The sequence below is a fragment of the Solwaraspora sp. WMMB335 genome, from assembly GCF_049179075.1.
Taxonomy (GTDB): Bacteria; Actinomycetota; Actinomycetes; order Mycobacteriales; family Micromonosporaceae; genus Micromonospora_E.
Map to the genome: position 1 here is coordinate 90,836 of NZ_JBMHMF010000001.1, position 15,513 is coordinate 106,348.

At 71.6% G+C, this 15,513-nt stretch carries 15 protein-coding genes and 1 pseudogene; 10 read left to right on the forward strand and 6 right to left on the reverse strand.

The annotated features are described in order from the left end of the window. The first annotated feature begins 65 nt into the window (after nucleotides 1-65). From ACN27F_RS00320 to ACN27F_RS00355, 8 genes and pseudogenes are all read left to right on the forward strand, one after another. The gene (locus ACN27F_RS00320) at nucleotides 66-1,310 is read left to right on the forward strand and encodes a sugar ABC transporter substrate-binding protein (RefSeq protein ID WP_421430522.1); all 1,245 of its coding nucleotides are present in this window, start codon (nucleotides 66-68) and stop codon (nucleotides 1,308-1,310) included. A gap of 13 nt (nucleotides 1,311-1,323) precedes the next feature. After that, entirely contained in the window at nucleotides 1,324-2,256 is a 933-nt protein-coding gene (locus tag ACN27F_RS00325) for a carbohydrate ABC transporter permease (protein ID WP_421430523.1), read from the forward strand. Beyond that, a complete protein-coding gene (locus ACN27F_RS00330) occupies nucleotides 2,253-3,074 on the forward strand; it encodes a carbohydrate ABC transporter permease (protein ID WP_421430524.1) in 822 nt (273 codons plus the stop codon). The genes ACN27F_RS00325 and ACN27F_RS00330 overlap by 4 nt, the downstream gene beginning before the upstream one ends. A gap of 52 nt (nucleotides 3,075-3,126) precedes the next feature. After that, the gene (locus ACN27F_RS00335) at nucleotides 3,127-5,088 is read left to right on the forward strand and encodes a glycoside hydrolase family 127 protein (protein WP_421430525.1); all 1,962 of its coding nucleotides are present in this window, start codon (nucleotides 3,127-3,129) and stop codon (nucleotides 5,086-5,088) included. 106 nt (nucleotides 5,089-5,194) lie between these two features. Further along, the gene (locus ACN27F_RS00340; protein WP_421430526.1) at nucleotides 5,195-5,725 is read left to right on the forward strand and encodes an endonuclease V; all 531 of its coding nucleotides are present in this window, start codon (nucleotides 5,195-5,197) and stop codon (nucleotides 5,723-5,725) included. A 138-nt stretch (nucleotides 5,726-5,863) separates the two neighbouring features. Next, entirely contained in the window at nucleotides 5,864-6,217 is a 354-nt protein-coding gene (locus ACN27F_RS00345) for a YciI family protein (RefSeq protein ID WP_421430527.1), read from the forward strand. Beyond that, a complete protein-coding gene (locus ACN27F_RS00350) occupies nucleotides 6,214-6,441 on the forward strand; it encodes a hypothetical protein (protein ID WP_421430528.1) in 228 nt (75 codons plus the stop codon). Before ACN27F_RS00345 ends, ACN27F_RS00350 begins: the two co-directional genes overlap by 4 nt. Further along, nucleotides 6,407-7,084, forward strand: a pseudogene (locus tag ACN27F_RS00355) (DUF6596 domain-containing protein); the annotation flags it as partial. The gene ACN27F_RS00350 and the pseudogene ACN27F_RS00355, both read left to right, overlap by 35 nt. A 162-nt stretch (nucleotides 7,085-7,246) precedes the next feature. On the opposite strand, the gene ACN27F_RS00360 reads toward ACN27F_RS00355, so the two are convergent. Together ACN27F_RS00360 and ACN27F_RS00365 are read right to left on the reverse strand one after the other, a co-directional pair. Beyond that, nucleotides 7,247-7,969 carry a hypothetical protein gene (locus ACN27F_RS00360; RefSeq protein WP_421430529.1) on the reverse strand — a complete coding sequence of 241 codons (723 nt, stop codon included), beginning with the start codon at nucleotides 7,967-7,969 and terminating at the stop codon, nucleotides 7,247-7,249. Between the two features lie 30 nt (nucleotides 7,970-7,999). Beyond that, nucleotides 8,000-8,533 (reverse strand): hypothetical protein, encoded by a 534-nt coding sequence (locus tag ACN27F_RS00365; RefSeq protein ID WP_421430530.1) that lies wholly within the window; start codon nucleotides 8,531-8,533, stop codon nucleotides 8,000-8,002. 152 nt (nucleotides 8,534-8,685) lie between these two features. Between ACN27F_RS00365 and ACN27F_RS00370 the strand changes: the two genes are divergently transcribed. Beyond that, entirely contained in the window at nucleotides 8,686-9,360 is a 675-nt protein-coding gene (locus tag ACN27F_RS00370) for a restriction endonuclease (RefSeq protein ID WP_421430531.1), read from the forward strand. 133 nt (nucleotides 9,361-9,493) lie between these two features. Here ACN27F_RS00370 and ACN27F_RS00375 read toward each other — a convergent pair whose 3' ends face one another. The 4 genes from ACN27F_RS00375 to ACN27F_RS00390 are packed head-to-tail and all read right to left on the reverse strand — an operon-like array spanning nucleotide 9,494 to nucleotide 13,732. Continuing rightward, nucleotides 9,494-10,882: an adenylosuccinate synthetase gene (locus ACN27F_RS00375; RefSeq protein WP_421430532.1), complete on the reverse strand. Its 1,389-nt coding sequence runs from the start codon at nucleotides 10,880-10,882 to the stop codon at nucleotides 9,494-9,496. Continuing rightward, the gene (locus ACN27F_RS00380; RefSeq protein ID WP_421430533.1) at nucleotides 10,879-11,847 is read right to left on the reverse strand and encodes a hypothetical protein; all 969 of its coding nucleotides are present in this window, start codon (nucleotides 11,845-11,847) and stop codon (nucleotides 10,879-10,881) included. The genes ACN27F_RS00375 and ACN27F_RS00380 overlap by 4 nt, the downstream gene beginning before the upstream one ends. 14 nt (nucleotides 11,848-11,861) lie before the next feature. Continuing rightward, on the reverse strand, nucleotides 11,862-12,920 hold the full coding sequence (locus ACN27F_RS00385; protein WP_421430534.1) for a serine/threonine protein kinase: 1,059 nt from the start codon (nucleotides 12,918-12,920) through the stop codon (nucleotides 11,862-11,864). Beyond that, nucleotides 12,917-13,732 carry an NUDIX hydrolase gene (locus tag ACN27F_RS00390; protein WP_421430535.1) on the reverse strand — a complete coding sequence of 272 codons (816 nt, stop codon included), beginning with the start codon at nucleotides 13,730-13,732 and terminating at the stop codon, nucleotides 12,917-12,919. The genes ACN27F_RS00385 and ACN27F_RS00390 overlap by 4 nt, the downstream gene beginning before the upstream one ends. A 246-nt stretch (nucleotides 13,733-13,978) precedes the next feature. Here ACN27F_RS00390 and ACN27F_RS00395 point away from each other — a divergent pair, with 246 nt between their 5' ends. Further along, nucleotides 13,979-15,430 carry a cellulase family glycosylhydrolase gene (locus ACN27F_RS00395; protein ID WP_421430536.1) on the forward strand — a complete coding sequence of 484 codons (1,452 nt, stop codon included), beginning with the start codon at nucleotides 13,979-13,981 and terminating at the stop codon, nucleotides 15,428-15,430. The last annotated feature ends 83 nt before the right edge of the window (nucleotides 15,431-15,513 follow it).

A 15,513-nucleotide genomic window follows, 5' to 3' on the forward strand; every position in this document is an offset into this window, starting at 1 on the left:
CGGCGCCGTCGGCACCGTCCACAGCACCACTGTTGTGAACGCTAACATAGACAGGAGGCATAGGGATGAAGTCCGCGACAACCCGCCGACGGGTCGCCGTCGTGCTCGCCGCCGCGCTCGGCGCGGCCGGGCTGGCCGCCTGCTCCACCGAGTCGGGCACCGACCCCGGCACGTACACCTGGTGGGATCCGTACCCCCAGCACGAAGTCGGATCCGCGTGGGCGCAACGGGTCGACACCTGCGGCGAACAGGCCGGGGTCACCATCGACCGCACCGCCTACGACACCACCGCCCTGACCAACCAGGCACTGCTCGCCGGGCAGGAGGGCAACGCGCCGGATGTCATCCTGCTCGACAACCCCGCCGTGTCGACGCTCGCCGAGGCCGGGATGCTCACCACGATGAGCGAGTTCGGCCTGGACACGGCACGCTTCGACCGCAATCTCATCGCCGCCGGTGAACTCGACGGCGAGACGTACGGCATCCCGATCGGCGCCAACACCCTCGCCCTGTACTACAACCAGGACATCCTCGACGCGGCCGGGGTGGACCCCGCGTCGATCACCGACTGGGCGTCGCTGAACACCGCGCTGGCGCAGGTCAAGGACGCCGGCAAGCGGCCGATCACCTTCTCCGCCATCGGCACCGAGGAGGGATCGTTCCAGTTCCTGCCCTGGTTCTGGGGATCCGGCGCCGAACTGACCGAACTGGACTCGCCGCAGGCCGTCGAGGCGCTGCGACTGTGGACCGACTGGGTGACCGACGGCACCGCCCCGAACTCGGTCATCACCAACTCGCAGAACACCACCTGGGAGGAGTTCCTCACCGGCGAGTTCGGCTTCGCCGAGAACGGCACCTGGCAGATCAACAGCGCAGCGCAGGCGGGGTTCCCCACCGGCATCGTCCAGATCCCGGCCCGTGACGGCGGGGTGGCTCCGACCCCGACCGGCGGTGAGTTCATCACCGTACCGGTGCAGTCCGACACCGGTCGCTACGACACCACCAAGCAGGTCCTCGAATGCATGACCACCCCGGAAGGCCTGGTGCAGACCGGTACGACGTTCGCGTACTACATCCCCTCGACCGCCCAGGGACAGGAGGCGATCCTCGTCGAGGAACCGAGCCTGCGGCCGTGGGTCGACGCGGTCCGCTCCGCCAAGGGCCGCACCAGCGACAACCTCGGCACCGACTACCCGAAGATCTCCGAGGCGATGTGGACCGCGGTGCAGAAGGCGCTCAGCGGCGCCGCGTCCCCGGCCGAGGCGCTCGCCGAGGCCCAGGCGCAGGCCGAGTCCACCACCGGCGGCTGAGACAGGAACCGGTATGAGCAGTCCTACCCGTACCGCCGGGCACGCCGCCGTCCGCCGGCGGCGCGCCCGGCACTCACCATGGGTGGCGTTCGCGTTCCTCGCCCCGCTCATCGTCTACCTGCTCGCGTTCTACGCCTACCCGTTGGTGCGCAACATCGAGCTGAGCCTGCACGACTACACCCCCCGGGCCTTCGTGCAGGGCGATCCCGAGTTCGTCGGGCTGGACAACTTCGCCGCGGTACTCACCGACGGCAGGTTCCTGCAGGCCCTGCGCAACACCGCGGTGTTCACCCTGGGGTCGATCGCCGTGCAGTACACGCTCGGCCTGGCACTGGCGGTGTTCTTCCACCGGCGTTTCCGGCTCGCCGCCCCGCTGCGGGCGATGTTCCTCGTCCCGTGGCTGCTGCCGCTGATCGTCTCGGCCTCGACCTGGTCGTGGATGCTCAACAGCGACAACGGCATCGTCAACTCGGTGCTGCGGTCCTTCGGCATCGGGCAGATCAACTGGCTGACCTCGCCGGGCACCGCGCTGCTGGCCGTCACCATCGCCAACATCTGGCTCGGCATCCCGTTCAACCTGGTCATCCTGCACGCCGGTCTGCAGAACATCCCGACCGAGCTGTACGAGGCGGCGGCGCTGGACGGGGCTGGCCCGTGGCAGCAGTTCCGACGGGTGACCCTGCCGCTGCTGCGCCCGGTGTCGGCGATCACCCTGCTGCTGGGACTGATCTACACCCTCAAGGTCGTCGACATCATCTGGATCATGACCCGGGGCGGGCCGGCCGACGCCTCGACCACCCTGGCCGTCTGGTCCTACCGGGAGGCGTTCGGCACCGGCCAACCCGACTTCTCGCCGGCCGCCGCGGTCGGCAACCTGCTCATCCTCATCGCCCTGGTCGCCGGGCTCGGGTACGTCCGGCTGCAACGTCGGGAGGCCCGGCCATGACGAGAAATCGGCACCGGTGGTGGCACACGGTGGTCGGCGTCGTGCTGACCGCACTGATGCTCTTTCCGGTCTACTGGATGTTCAACGTCTCGCTCACCCGTACGCAGAACATGCGGGCCAACCCGCCCCACTGGTTCCCCCGCGAGCCCACCGCCGACGGCTACGTCGCCGCCCTCGGCGAACAACTGCCCGCGCTCGGCACCAGCCTGTTCATCGGGCTCGGCTGCGTGGTCCTCACCCTGGCGATCGGGCTTCCCGCCGGCTACTCGCTGGCCCGGCTGCGCCCGCGCGGCGCCGGCACGCTGAGCTTCCTGCTGCTGGTCGCGCAGATGATCCCGGCGGTGGTGATGGCCATGGGCTTTTACGCGATCTACATCCGGCTCGGTGTCCTGAACACCGTCTGGGGTCTCATCGTCGCCGACTCCACCATCGCCGTCCCGTTCGCCGTGCTGCTGTTCCGCGCGTTCATGGCCGGGATCCCCGGTGAGTTGACGGCGGCGGCCCAGATCGACGGCGCGGGTGCCTGGCGGACCTTCCGGTCGGTCGTCCTGCCGCTGAGCCGCAACTCGATCATCACCGTGTCGCTGTTCGCGTTCCTGTGGGCGTGGTCCGACTTCGTCTTCGCGTCGACGCTGAACCGCAGCAGCGACACGGTCCCGATCACCCTCGGGATCTTCCGCTACATCGGCAACAACACCACCCAATGGAACTCGATCATGGCGACTGCGGTGATCGCCTCCGTACCGGCGGCGTTTCTCCTGGTCATCGCGCAGCGCTATGTCGCGGCCGGGGTGACCGCCGGCGCGGTGAAGGACTGATCGCCGTACCCGACCCGCTACCCGTGACCGACCGACCCGCGAGCGAGGCGAGATGACCGACGGCACCACCCAGGCCGACCTGCCGGGCGCGGCCGGACGTCGCGGGCCGTCCGCCGACCCCGCGCCGGTGCGGCCATCCCACGGGGTTCTCCGGCCGCTCGGGCTGGCACAGGTGCGCATCGACGGCGGCTTCTGGGGTGCCCGGCAGCAGGTCAACGCGGTGGCGACGCTCGCGCACTGCGAATCGTGGATGGAGCGGGTCGGCTGGCTGTCGAACTTCGACCGGGTCACCGACGGCACGACCGGTCCGGACCGGCCCGGCTGGCCGTTCTCCGACTCCGAGGTCTACAAGCTTCTCGAAGCCCTGTGCTGGGAAACCGCCCGCAGCGCCAGCCCGGCCGCCGAGGCCGCGATCGGGCGGCTGACCGCCCGCATCGCCCGCGCCCAGGATCCGGACGGGTACCTGAACACCTGCTACGGCCACGGCGACCAGCCGCCACGCTACAGCGACCTGGAAGGCGGCCATGAGCTCTACAACACCGGTCATCTGCTGCAGGCGGCCACCGCCCGGCTGCGCACCCGGGGCGCCGACGAACTGGTCGAGATCGGCCGGCGGGCGGCCGAGCACGTCTGCCGGACCTTCGGTGCCCACGGCCGGGCGGCTATCTGCGGGCACCCGGAGATCGAGCTGGGGCTGGTGGAGTTCGGCCGGGCGCTCGGCGAGGACCGGTACGTCGACCAGGCCCGGCTGTTCCTCGACCGACGCGGGCACGGCACCCTGCGGGACATCCCGCTGGGGCGCGGCTACTTCCAGGACGACGTGCCGATCCGGCAGGCCGAGGTGTGGCGTGGCCACGCGGTGCGGGCCCTCTACCTGAGCGCCGCCGCGGTCGACGTGGCGGTGGACCGGGGCGACGACGGGTTGCTGGCCGCCGTACGCCGCCAGTGGCGGCGCACGGTCGCCCGGCGGACCTTCATCACCGGCGGCATGGGCTCCCGGCACCAGGACGAGGGCTTCGGTGACGACTGGGAGTTGCCGCCGGACCGGGCGTACTGCGAGACCTGCGCCGGCGTCGCGTCGATCATGGTGTCGTGGCGGCTGTTCCTCGCCACCGGCGACACCCGCCACACCGACCTGATCGAGCGCACCCTCTACAACGTCGTCGCCACCTCACCCAGCGGCGACGGCACCGCGTTCTTCTACGCCAACCCGCTGCACCAGCGCCTACCCGGCCCACCGGCCGACGGGACGCAGGTCAGCCCGCGGGCCGAGGCCGGCACCCGGGCGGCCTGGTTCGACGTGTCGTGCTGCCCCACCAACCTGGCCCGGACCCTGGCCAGCCTGGCCGGCTACGTCGCCACCAGCGACGACGACGGCCTCCAGATCCACCAGTACCTGCCGGGCACCGTGCGGGTCACCCTGCCCGGGGACCAACGGGTCGCCGTACGGGTGGTGACCGACTATCCGGCCGACGGCACCGTCGAGGTGCACGTCACCGCGACCCCGGAGCGGCCGTGGACCCTGTCGCTGCGGGTGCCGGCATGGGCCGGCGGGGCCTGGTTGGTCGTCGACGGCCAGGTCCGCCCGGCCGAGCCGGGCCAGGTCGGCGTCCGGCGCCGGTGGCGTACCGGCGACGTGGTCCGTCTCGCGCTGCCGGTCGGGCCCCGGCTGACCTGGCCGGATCCCCGCATCGACGCGGTACGCGGCTGTGTGGCCGTCGAACGCGGCCCGGAGGTGCTCTGCGTCGAGTCGCGCGACCTGGCCGCCCCGCAGCTCCTGTCGACGATGGAGGTGGATCCGGCGGTGCTTCCGGTGCAGGCCGGTGACGCGGTACACGTACGCGCCCGGTTCGCGCCGGTGCCCTCCGGCGACGACTGGCCGTACACCTCGGCCGCGGGTGAGCCGGCCGACCGGGGTGACTGGGCCGACGTGCCGTTGCGCCCGTACCACTCGTGGGCCCGCCGGGGCCCGTCCGGCATGCGGATCTGGCTGCCGGCGGTGCGGCGCGGCTAGGAGCGACGGAGGGGCCGCCGGGTGAGCGGCGGCGGGGCCGGCCGCCGACGGCACGATCCGGCCCGGCGGCCCGGCGTCGCCGGCCGCGTGCGGTGACAATGGCTGGGTGCGGGAGCGGGGGTGGCGTCGCTGCGGGGCGGTGGACGTGCACTATCCCGCAGCCGGCGGAGCGCACGCCGCACTGGTCGTCGCCGCCGACTGCCGCTTCGGCACTCCGCTGGGCGAACACGTCGCCTGGCTGGCGAGCGTGGCGCCGTACCAGCCGGGACGGTTCTTCGCCCGCGAACTGCCGGCGCTGCGGGCGGTGCTCGCGGCCGCCGACCCGGCCGGCGACCGGCCGCTCGACCTGCTGGTCGTCGACGGCTACGTCGACCTGGACCCGCAGGGGCGTCCCGGTCTGGGCCGGCACGTGCACGCGGCACTGGGCGCACCGGTGATCGGGGTGACCAAGACCGCGTTCCGGTCCGCGACCCACGCCGCCGAGGTCCGCCGCGGTGGGTCGGACAGACCGCTGTACGTGACCGCCGCCGGCCTGCCCGTCGCCGAGGCGGCGGCGATCGTCGCCGGGATGGCCGGGACGTACCGGCTGCCGGACGCGTTGCGCCGGGTGGACCAATTGTCCCGATCAGGTCGTTGAGCGTCCCGAGCGGTTCGCTCCGGGCAGTTCGCTGAGCCGCAGAAAATTTCTCGACCGGTGTGTCAGTCTGGGCCGGTCCCGTTCGTCGTCATGCTGTGCGGCACCCGCCGTACCTGACAAAGACGGAGAGATACAGACATGAAGTATATGTTTCTTATCTACAGCGACCCGTCGGTCGACCCGACCGACGGTCCGGAACTGCAGGCCGAGATCGACGCGTACTGGGCCTACGACAAGGCTCTCGCCGACGCTGGCGCGCTCATCGGCGGCAACGCCCTGCAGGGCACCGACACCGCCACCACGGTGAGCGTGCGTGGTGGCGAGCGGGCGGTGACCGATGGGCCGTTCGTCGAGTCGCGCGAGATCCTCGGCGGCTACTACCTGGTCGACCTGCCCGACCTGGACACCGCGGTGAACTGGGCGGCTCGCTGCCCCGGCGCCCGACGGGGCAGCGTCGAGATCCGGCCGATCATGGAATTCGAGCAACCATGACCGACGGCGCGGCCGGTGCCGGCGTCGGCAGCGCCAACGTCGACCCTCCCGAGCTGAACAGCGTCGAGGCGGTGTTCCGCGAGGAACACGGTCGGCTGCTGGCCACCCTGGCCCGGCAGTTCGGCGACCTGGACCTCGCCGAAGAGGCCGCGCTGCAAGCAAGCCGACGCCGATCGCCAGCGGCCGCCCGGCCCGGACCTGACCCGCGCCGACCTGGCCGGTGAGGCGATCCGGCTGGCCCGGATCCTGCACCGGCTGCTGCCCCGCGAGGCGGGGGTGACCGGCCTGCTGGCCCTGCTGCTGCTCGTCGACGCCCGGCGGGTCACCCGCACCGATCCCCAGGGCGAACTGGTGCTGCTCGATGAGCAGGACCGTTCCCGGTGGGACCGGTCGATGATCGAGCGGGGCGCACGTTGCTGGTCGCCGCGCTGCGCGACGCTGGCGGCCGACCAGGCCTGTACACGCTGCAGGCCGCGATCGCCGCACTGCATGCCGAGGCGGCCGACGTGGCCAACCACCGACTGGCCGCAGATCGTCGCCCTCTACGGGCTGCTGCGGCGGGTGGCGCCGTCACCGGTGGTAGAGCTGAACCGGGCGGCGGCGGTCGCGATGCGCGACGGACCCCGGGCCGGGCTGGACCTGCTGGACGCACTCGACGCGAGCACCGGCCCGGGCGGCGGGACGCTGCGGTCGTACCATCTGCTGCCGGCCGCCCGCGCGGACCTGCTGCGCCGCCTCGGCCGGCGCGCGGAGGCGGCGGCCGAGTACCGCCGGGCGCTGGACCTCGTCGGCAACGAACCGGAACGGACGTACCTGCGCCGTCGCCTCGCACAGGTCGATCGCCCCGGTGACAGGGTGCGCAGCTGACCTGCGTTCGACCTGCGGTTCGACGGACCGGCCCTGCTGGTGTGTCCCGAGCCCGAACTCGACGGCGAGTGTGGTGCGGGTCAGCGAGAACGAGTAGGTCCCGCTGCCGACGCCCGGGCGGCCGACGCCACGCTGCTCGGCACCGGCGATGCCACCGAAGCGTCACTCCACTTTCAACAGCGCGTACGTCTGCGCCGGGGTGAATCCCTCGCTGATCAGGGTGGTGACCGGGTCAGCGACGTCGCCCCGGAACGTGCGGTCGCGGCCCAACGGGTCGAGCGTGTAGACGTGGACCTTGGCGCCTTCCCCCACCAGGCAGTCGTTGTCGTGGCAGGAAACCCAGTCGGGATAGAAGAACTCGGAGCCGAAGTAGACCCACAGCTTCGGTGGCCCGTCGTTGGCGTCGGTGGGCCAGCCGAGCACCGCCTCCTCGGTGGGGCTGGGCGACAGGTCCGGTGACGGGCTCGGTGCAGGCGTGGGCGCCTCGGTGACCGTCGGCGTCGGCGACGGGGTAGGTGAGCCGCTGGGTGCCAGCGACTCGGCCTCATCAGGATTGTCCTGACCACTGGCCGAGGGCAGCCCGACCAGCAGCGCGACGGGGACGGCCAGCACCAGGATCAGCAGAGACCACGGCAGCGGCACGGCCGTCCGACCGCGCCCGATCAGCAGCCGTTGGGCCGCATACCACCCCCACGCCACGGCAGGGCCGAGGACCCCGGAGATCGGGGCACTGATCGCCACTCCCGCGAATCCTCCGGCGGCGTAGCCGATGATCGTGCCCGCCGCGATCACCACCGGCACGATGACGGTGAACGCGTCCGGCAGCGACGGCATCCTGCCCGGTGCCTTCGAAGGGGTGCCCGACTCGCTGTCGTTACGCCACATGATCACTTCCTGTGCCCGGCCCGTCGCAGATCATTGTGACCGGGCGTCCGGCGCGACCGAGCCCCAGGGGTCGACCAGGGACACCAACGTGATGCGGCACCACCCCGCCCCGGTCGACGCCGCCCGCTGCCTCGCCCGGAAGACGGCCGGGACGTCTCGGATCCCGAGTGGATCCGTCTGGGTCTGAGCCGTGGCTGGACGCTGCTCACCCAGGATCAGCGGAGTCGGGCGAGGGCTGGCGTTCGACCCTCGGTGACGCCGGTTGACGTACAGGGTCAGGCCGACCACGACCGGGGTGTGCGCGGCGGCGACGATGCCGCCCACGGACAGGATGTCCACCGGGTCACGGACCAGCAGGAACAGCACGAGCGGCGCGAGGGTCGTCGCCACCGCGACGTACGCCAGGTAGAGGGCGGTCAGGTCGCGGGCCACGTCGATGCCGTCGGACCCCCGGCCCTCGGGGGCGAGCAGTTCCGCCCGGGGCAGCACGAAGTGCGGGCCAGCACCAGCGCACCCGAGCCGAGGATGACGCTGTACCGGCCGGCCTCCCGTGGCGGCAGTCACAGCGACGTCTCTCCTTCTCCAGGGCCTGCGGTTTCGTGGCAGCGCTACCCGGACCTGGCGGGACTGACACCTCCCGGCTGCCCGATGGTTGGCGGAAAGTGTCGCACCGGTCACGCACAATGAAGAGTCCATCGCCTACCGGGGAGCCGCCGATGCCGCGGGTGCGCGGACACTACCGCCGTAACGGATCCCGCGTCCGGGGTCACTACCGCAAACGGCCGGCCCGCCGTACGGCACGTCGCGACGCGGCGGCCGTCGGCCTCGTCGTCGGTGGGCTGCTGCTCGTGGTGCTGCTGGCCACCTGGGTGCGACGCAATCCCGGCTGGGCGGCGCTGATCGGCGGCCTCGCGGTCGCGGCGGCGGTCGCTGTGCTGGCACTGGTGCTGTGGGAGCGCCGCCGCCGTACGGAGTTGAACATCGCACTGGCCCGCCAGATCGAGACCACCGACCTGATGAGCGGACCGCAGTTCGAGCACTGGGTGGCCGCGCTGCTCGCCGGCTCCGGATTCACCGGCGTGCGGGTTCGTGGGGGCAGCGGCGACCGGGGTGTCGACATCCTGGCCACCACGTTCGACGGGCGTCGCGCGGTGGTGCAGTGCAAGCGGCGTAGCGTGACGAACAGGGTCGGCAGCGCGGCGATCCAGCAGTTCAACGGCACCTGCCGGCGGGTGCACCACGGCGAGCTCTGCATGATCGTCACCAATGGCTACTTCACCGATGGCGACGGCCGCCGCTTCGCCGCGGAGGAGGGGATCGTGCTGGTCGACCGGGACGCGCTGGCGCGCTGGGCGTACACCCGGGTGCCGCCACCGGCCGTCGCCGGCTGACCGCCGGCTGGACGTGACGGGATTCCTCGGCTCCAGGGCCGGATTCGCGTCCAGATGGAAAGCGGGGCGCCACCCTGATGGGCGGCACCGGCTACTCGTTCGTGGTCGGTGGGCAACAGGCCAAGATCGAGTATCAGCGCCGCGGCGACACCCGCTGGTACGGTGGCACCGACTTCGACACGGCTACCCCGATCGTCGTCCGGTACGTCGGGTGGACCCAGGTGCGTCTGTCGTAGCCGGCTCGGCGGGCGGTCTTGTCGGCGGCGGTCGGACCGTGCGAGGTGAGCCGCACCGGCACGCCGAGCGCCGCCTCGACCGCCGCCACCCAGGCGTTCGGGTCCGGACCGGGGTCGGCGCCGTAGCTGGGCCGGCTGGTCAGCAGCCGCCGGGTCAGCGCGGCCTGCCGGTCGAGGTCACCGGGCGGACCGGCCGGCAACCGGTCGGTCCAGTCGTACGCCTGGCACAGCCGCAGCCGGTGCCGCCCGAGAAGGTCCAGATGGGTCAGCGCGAGGGCGTCGACGCCACCGGCGACGTCCATGGCGTACCGGTGGGCGACGGCGTCGAAGTGGCCGAACCGGAATCGACCCTGCCACCGGTTGGTGCCGTTGTGCCGCTCCGCCGGGCGCAGCGCCGGGTCCTCGGTGACCAGCGGCCCGGGCCCGTGCCGGGGGGTGAGCACCCGCAGCACCCCGAGTCGGGTCACCGCCTCCGGTGACATTCCGGCCTCGGCCAGCAGCGCGTCCACGTTGGCGAACGTCGTGGTGCTCCACGTCGTGTACGGGTGAAAGCCGTGCCACTCGTCGAGCAGCACCCCTTGGGCGCCTTCGAAGACGACCGTGCCGGCCCGCAGCAGCCGGGCCGCCCACGAGCGGTCCACGATCGATACCCGGTCGGCGAAGGCGGTGTACGCGGCGACGGTGTCCGCGACCGGCGGGGCGTCCAGCGGCCCCAGTTCGGCGGCGAGCCGCTCGCGCAGCAGCGCCAGCCGGTGTCGCAGCAGCCCCGGGTCGAGGCAGTCGCCGACCGTGGGCGCCGAGTCGGGGTGGGCGAGAGCGTATGCCATGCTCTCGCCCACCCCCATCCCGCAGGAGCCGTGCCGGTCGGCGCCGCGGGCGATCTCCCGGGCCTGGTTGGCGGCCCGGTGGTACGGGGTGGCCAGCAGCGCCTCGCGATCGACGGTGAGCCGGTCGAGCGCGTCGGGTACGCCGAGCGCGGCCAGGTGCGTCGCCTCGCCGGCCAGGGCGAGGGGATCGACCACCATGAACCGGGACAGGTGGGTGCGTACCCCTGGGCGGAAGGTCCCGGCGCCGAACTGGGCGAAGGTGTGCGCCCGGCCGTCGGGCAGGACGACGGTGTGCGCCGCCTGCCCACCCCCGTTGAACCGGACCACCGCCCGCACCGGTCGGGTCGCGCACAGCCAGTCCACGACCGTGCCCTTGCCCGCGTCGCCGTAACCGAGGTCGACCACGGCGACGTGCCGGTCTGCCGCCGACTCGCCGAAGCCGCCGGCCACCCCGCTCACAGCCGGGTCACCTCGTCACGCCGGCCCGACCCGGCGGGTAGGGCGCCGCGTACCGCCGGGACCCGGCCGGCGTCGATGCGGGCCAGCGCCCGCGACACCGTGGCGGCGGCCCGGCCGGCACCGACGTCGTGCAGGTCGGCCAGAGCGGTGTCCAGGTCGCAGGCTTCCTCGCCGAGGGCGATCGTGGTAGCGATGGTCTCGCAGACCGCGTCCAGGTCGTCCAGCTCGACCGCCTGCTGGCCGAGCAGCTTGCGCCAGAAGTCGAGAATGCGTCGGTTACCGGCGTAATGGCTGCCGGCGGGCATCAGATAGTAGGTGTCCCACCGGCGGCGTACCTCGTCGAGGATGGCCGCCACGCCGACGTCCTCGCCCGGATCGGTGCCGATCACCTGACGTACCTCGCGGGACTTGACCTTCGGGTACGCCATCTCGTCGCCGATGATGAACAGGTAGCCGCGCCTGCCCCGTCGCTCGTAGCAGTCGATCGACGTGTGCCGGGCCATGAAGTACAGCGCCAGTTCGTACGACTCCATCATCTGCCCGCCGCCACCGCCTTCGAGCAGGATGTTGCCTAGGTGCTCGTCCATCCGGTTGTCCGACTCGAACTGGCCGATCTGCAGCGGCGCCCGGTCGCAGGTGGCGTCACCGATCGCGCCGAAGAGGATCTGCGGGTCGGTGGCGTATCCCTTGCGCAGCAGCAGACCGAGCAGCTGCGGCAGCTTGGCCTGCAGGGTTCGCGGCACCGTGCCCATCGATCCGGTGACGTCGAACAACACGGCGATGGCCAGCGATTCGGGGTGCTCGGCCGAGTCCCGGCTCTCCCGGCTCGTCACCCCGTGCGGGTCGAGGCTCGGGTGGACGGTGCGGGCGCCGCCGTCGCTGTAGGCGAACGCGCTGGCGCCGGTGGCCCGCCGGTAGGTGCGGGCTGCTTCGTAGACGTCGGTTGACCAGGCTCCACTGCCCATGTCAGGGCTCCTTACTACTTGTCGTGGTCTTCGGTGGGGATCGGGTCGGCCACGGCGAACGGCCGGAACCGGCGTGGTCCGTAGAGCCGTTCGAGCAGATCGTCGAACTCGGCCAGGAGCCGCCACGCGTCGTCGGGACGCCGGCGCAGCGCGGCGAGTCGGCAGCCGGCGGTGAACCGGCGTATCGCGTTCGGGGCCCGGTCACCGGTGAGCCAGGCCAGGCAACCGGCGGCCATCGCGATGTCCGTGCCGGGACCGGGCGTGCGGCGCTGGCGGATCTCGTCGGGGTACCAATCGCGGTACGACGCAACCAGCGCCGGCACCGCCTCGCCGCTGGTGCTGGCATAGCACCAGTCGATGAGCACCACGCCGTGCTCGTCGGGTTGGATGAGCACATGGTCAGGCAGCACCGCCCCGTGCACCACGCCGGCCCGGTGGGCGAACCCGAGCCCGACCAGCAGCCGCCGGAACATCCAGGCGGCGTCGCGTGGGTCGACACCCTGCGGGTACGCCCGGCGGACCTCGGCCAGGCTGCGTAGCCCGGTCGCGGTGCCGACGACGCTGATCTGGCGGACCGTGCCGGCACCGCCGGTGTCGCGGTGCCGGAAGCTGTCCACCAGCCGTGGCACGTACGGCAGGTAGCGCGGGTCGCCGCGGTCGACCAGCTGCCGCAGCGCGGTCACTTCCCGGGCCATCAGGTCGTTGTTGGCCGGGTCGCGCGGAATCTTCACCAACTCGCCGTCGACGAACCGGCCGGCTCCGGTCGACGGCGTGCCCCGGTGGCGGTAGAGGTCGGCCAGGTCGCCCGCGTAGCGAGGGCCGGCCTCGATGACGTACCGCCGACGACCGGTGTCCAGCGACACGTCGGACGCCGCGGTGCCCTGCTGCCACAGACCGGTCAGCCGGATGAAGGCGGCGGTGGCCCGCGCGCGGGCGGCCGTACCGCCGGCTGCGGTGTCGGGGTGCAGCAGCCTGGCCAGCTGGTGGTAGCGGCGGGCCGGGGCGCTGGTGCCGAACAGCTGGGTGCCGTCTCGTGCGGTCATCACCAGGTCGATGGCTTCGGCAGTGGTCACCGGATCGCCTCCTCGCGGGCCGGACGCAGCAGAGCCGGGTGCAGCAGGCGGGCGTCGCCGGCCCGGTAGATGCGGGCCCGGGGTCCGCCGCGCGGGCCACCGCGTTCGGTGGTCGTGCCGACGCTCTCCAGGAAACCCGGCACGGACAGCACCTTGCGGTGGAAGTTGCCGGCGTGCAGTTCGACGCCCCAGACGGTCTCGTACACGGCGCGCAGTTCGGTGACGGTGAACTCCTCACCGACGAACCGGGTGGCGAGCGGGGTGTATTCGAGCTTGGCGCGCGCCCGGTCGAGCCCGTCGTGCAGGATGCGGGCGTGGTCGAACGCCAGCCGGCGGCTGGTGCCGGGTCGCTGCCGGACCGAGCGGGCCGGGCCGGTGTCCTCGGGCAGCCCGAGACCGCTGACCGGCACCCAGGCCGCGTCGGCCGCGTCGGTGCCGGCGGCCGGGTCGGGTAGCTCGGGCGCGAAGGCGAGGTAGGCCACCGAGACGACCCGCATCCGGGGGTCCCGTTGCGGCGCGCCGTAGCTGGCGAGCTGCTCGAGGTGCACCCGGCGCAGCACCGGGCCGCCGTCGCGGGTGTCCAGCCCGGTCTCCTCGGCCAGTTCGCGGGCAGCGGCGTCGGGTAGGTCCTCCTGCGGCTGGACGAAACCGCCGGGTAGCGCCCAGGTCCCTTCCTGGGGTGGGGCCCCGCGTCGGACGAGGAGCACGTGCAGGTCATCGTCGCGGATGGTCAGTGCCACGACGTCGACCGTGACCGCGACCGGCGCAAAGGCCCGGGGATCGTAGCCGGCCAGGAACTCCGCGTCCGACATCGTGATCCTTCCCTGGAACCTTGACTACCGAGCGACTCTCGGGGTGGGTACTTCTCGGATCGAGAAAATCTCTAACTGAGAAGAACGTAGCAGATGGCGGCCCGGCTGTCACGCCCGACGCGGTGCCCGTCGTCCGCCCGCCCGCTCGTCGGTTGTCCGGGCGCGTGGTCGGGCTTGGCCGGTTTGGTCATGAATGACCGCGTCGTCCTTGACCTTACTTGAAATATTATTTAACGTCGCACATCGATGTGTTGGTTGCGTCCGTCGAGGGAGACGACTGTGCGTCGCTGGAGATTCGTGGTCGCGGGAGGTGCCGCGGCGCTCGTCGTCGCGGCGGTGGCGCTGCTCGCGCCGGCCGCCAGCGCGGCCACCGCCGCTTTCGTCAAGGTCAGCGACTGGGGCAGCGGCTACGAGGGCCGGTTCACCGTCACCAACGACACCGCCTCGACGATCACCGCCTGGCGGGTGGCCTTCGACCTGCCGTCCGGAACCGGCATCGGCTCGGCCTGGAACGCCCGGATGAGTGCCGCCGGTAACCGGTACACCTTCGACAACGCCAGCTGGAACGGCACCATCGCCGCAGGTGCGAGCACCACGTTCGGGTTCATCGTCACAGGTCGTGGCACCCCGGCGAACTGTGCGGTCAACGGCGGTCCCTGCGCCGGCGGGCCCGCTCCGACGAGCGCGCCGCCGACCGTCACCCCGCCGACGACGGCACCGCCGACCACGCCACCGCCGACCACGCCACCGCCCTCCGGCGGATCTCCCGTGCAGATCAACGGGCAGTTGCGGGTCTGCGGTACCGACCTGTGCAACCAGCACGGAAACCCGATCCAGCTGCGCGGGATGAGTAGCCACGGCCTGCAGTGGTACGCCCAGTGCGTCAACGACGCGTCACTGGACGCGCTCGCCACCGACTGGCGTGCCGACGTGTTGCGTATCTCGATGTACATCCAGGAGGACGGCTACGAAACCGACCCGCGCGGCTTCACCGACCGGGTGCACGACCTGATCGAAAAGGCATCCGCACGGGGCATGTACGCGATCGTCGACTGGCACATGCTCACCCCGGGTGACCCCAACTACAACGTGGACCGGGCCCGGACGTTCTTCGCTGAAATCGCCCGGCGGCACGCGGCCAAGCCCAATGTGCTCTATGAGATCGCCAACGAACCCAACGGTGTGAGCTGGGCCGCGATCAAGGGCTACGCCGAGCAGGTCATCCCGGTGATCCGGGCCGCCGATCCGGACGGGATCGTGCTGGTCGGCACGCGGGCCTGGTCGTCGCTGGGGGTGTCCGAAGGCGGGAACGAGTCCGAGGTGATCAGCAATCCGATCACCGCGCCGAACGTCATGTACACATTCCATTTCTATGCCGGTTCGCACCACGATTCCTATCGGGCGGCGCTGTCCCGGGCCGCTGATCGGCTGCCGATGTTCGTGACCGAGTTCGGTACGCAGACCTACACCGGCGACGGCGCGAACGACTTCACCAGTGCACAACAGTGGATCGATCTGCTCGCCAGCCGCAAGGTCAGTTGGATCAACTGGAACTTCTCCGACGACTTCCGCTCCGGTGCGGTGTTCCGCACCGGAGTCTGCGCCGGCGACAGCTATGCGGGCAGCGCGGTGCTGAAGGAGGCCGGTGTGTGGATCCGGGATCGGATTCGGACTGCGGACGACTTCCCGACGAGCTGATAACCAGGTGCGTTTCGGGCATGTGCCACATGTGGATCTATGGGGTCGGTGGACCGGTGGGTCGCTGATGTCGGGATTCATGG

What these genes read in the sequence shown, in the direction of transcription:
- ACN27F_RS00320 (WP_421430522.1), top strand. Translation starts at nt 66, where the DNA reads ATGAAGTCCGCGACAACCCGCCGACGGGTCGCCGTCGTGCTCGCCGCC.
- ACN27F_RS00325 (WP_421430523.1), top strand. Translation starts at nt 1,324, where the DNA reads ATGAGCAGTCCTACCCGTACCGCCGGGCACGCCGCCGTCCGCCGGCGG.
- ACN27F_RS00330 (WP_421430524.1), top strand. Translation starts at nt 2,253, where the DNA reads ATGACGAGAAATCGGCACCGGTGGTGGCACACGGTGGTCGGCGTCGTG.
- ACN27F_RS00335 (WP_421430525.1), top strand. Translation starts at nt 3,127, where the DNA reads ATGACCGACGGCACCACCCAGGCCGACCTGCCGGGCGCGGCCGGACGT.
- ACN27F_RS00345 (WP_421430527.1), top strand. Translation starts at nt 5,864, where the DNA reads ATGAAGTATATGTTTCTTATCTACAGCGACCCGTCGGTCGACCCGACC.
- ACN27F_RS00350 (WP_421430528.1), top strand. Translation starts at nt 6,214, where the DNA reads ATGACCGACGGCGCGGCCGGTGCCGGCGTCGGCAGCGCCAACGTCGAC.
- ACN27F_RS00360 (WP_421430529.1), bottom strand. Translation starts at nt 7,969, where the DNA reads ATGTGGCGTAACGACAGCGAGTCGGGCACCCCTTCGAAGGCACCGGGC.
- ACN27F_RS00370 (WP_421430531.1), top strand. Translation starts at nt 8,686, where the DNA reads ATGCCGCGGGTGCGCGGACACTACCGCCGTAACGGATCCCGCGTCCGG.
- ACN27F_RS00380 (WP_421430533.1), bottom strand. Translation starts at nt 11,847, where the DNA reads ATGGGCAGTGGAGCCTGGTCAACCGACGTCTACGAAGCAGCCCGCACC.
- ACN27F_RS00390 (WP_421430535.1), bottom strand. Translation starts at nt 13,732, where the DNA reads ATGTCGGACGCGGAGTTCCTGGCCGGCTACGATCCCCGGGCCTTTGCG.
- ACN27F_RS00395 (WP_421430536.1), top strand. Translation starts at nt 13,979, where the DNA reads ATGTGTTGGTTGCGTCCGTCGAGGGAGACGACTGTGCGTCGCTGGAGA.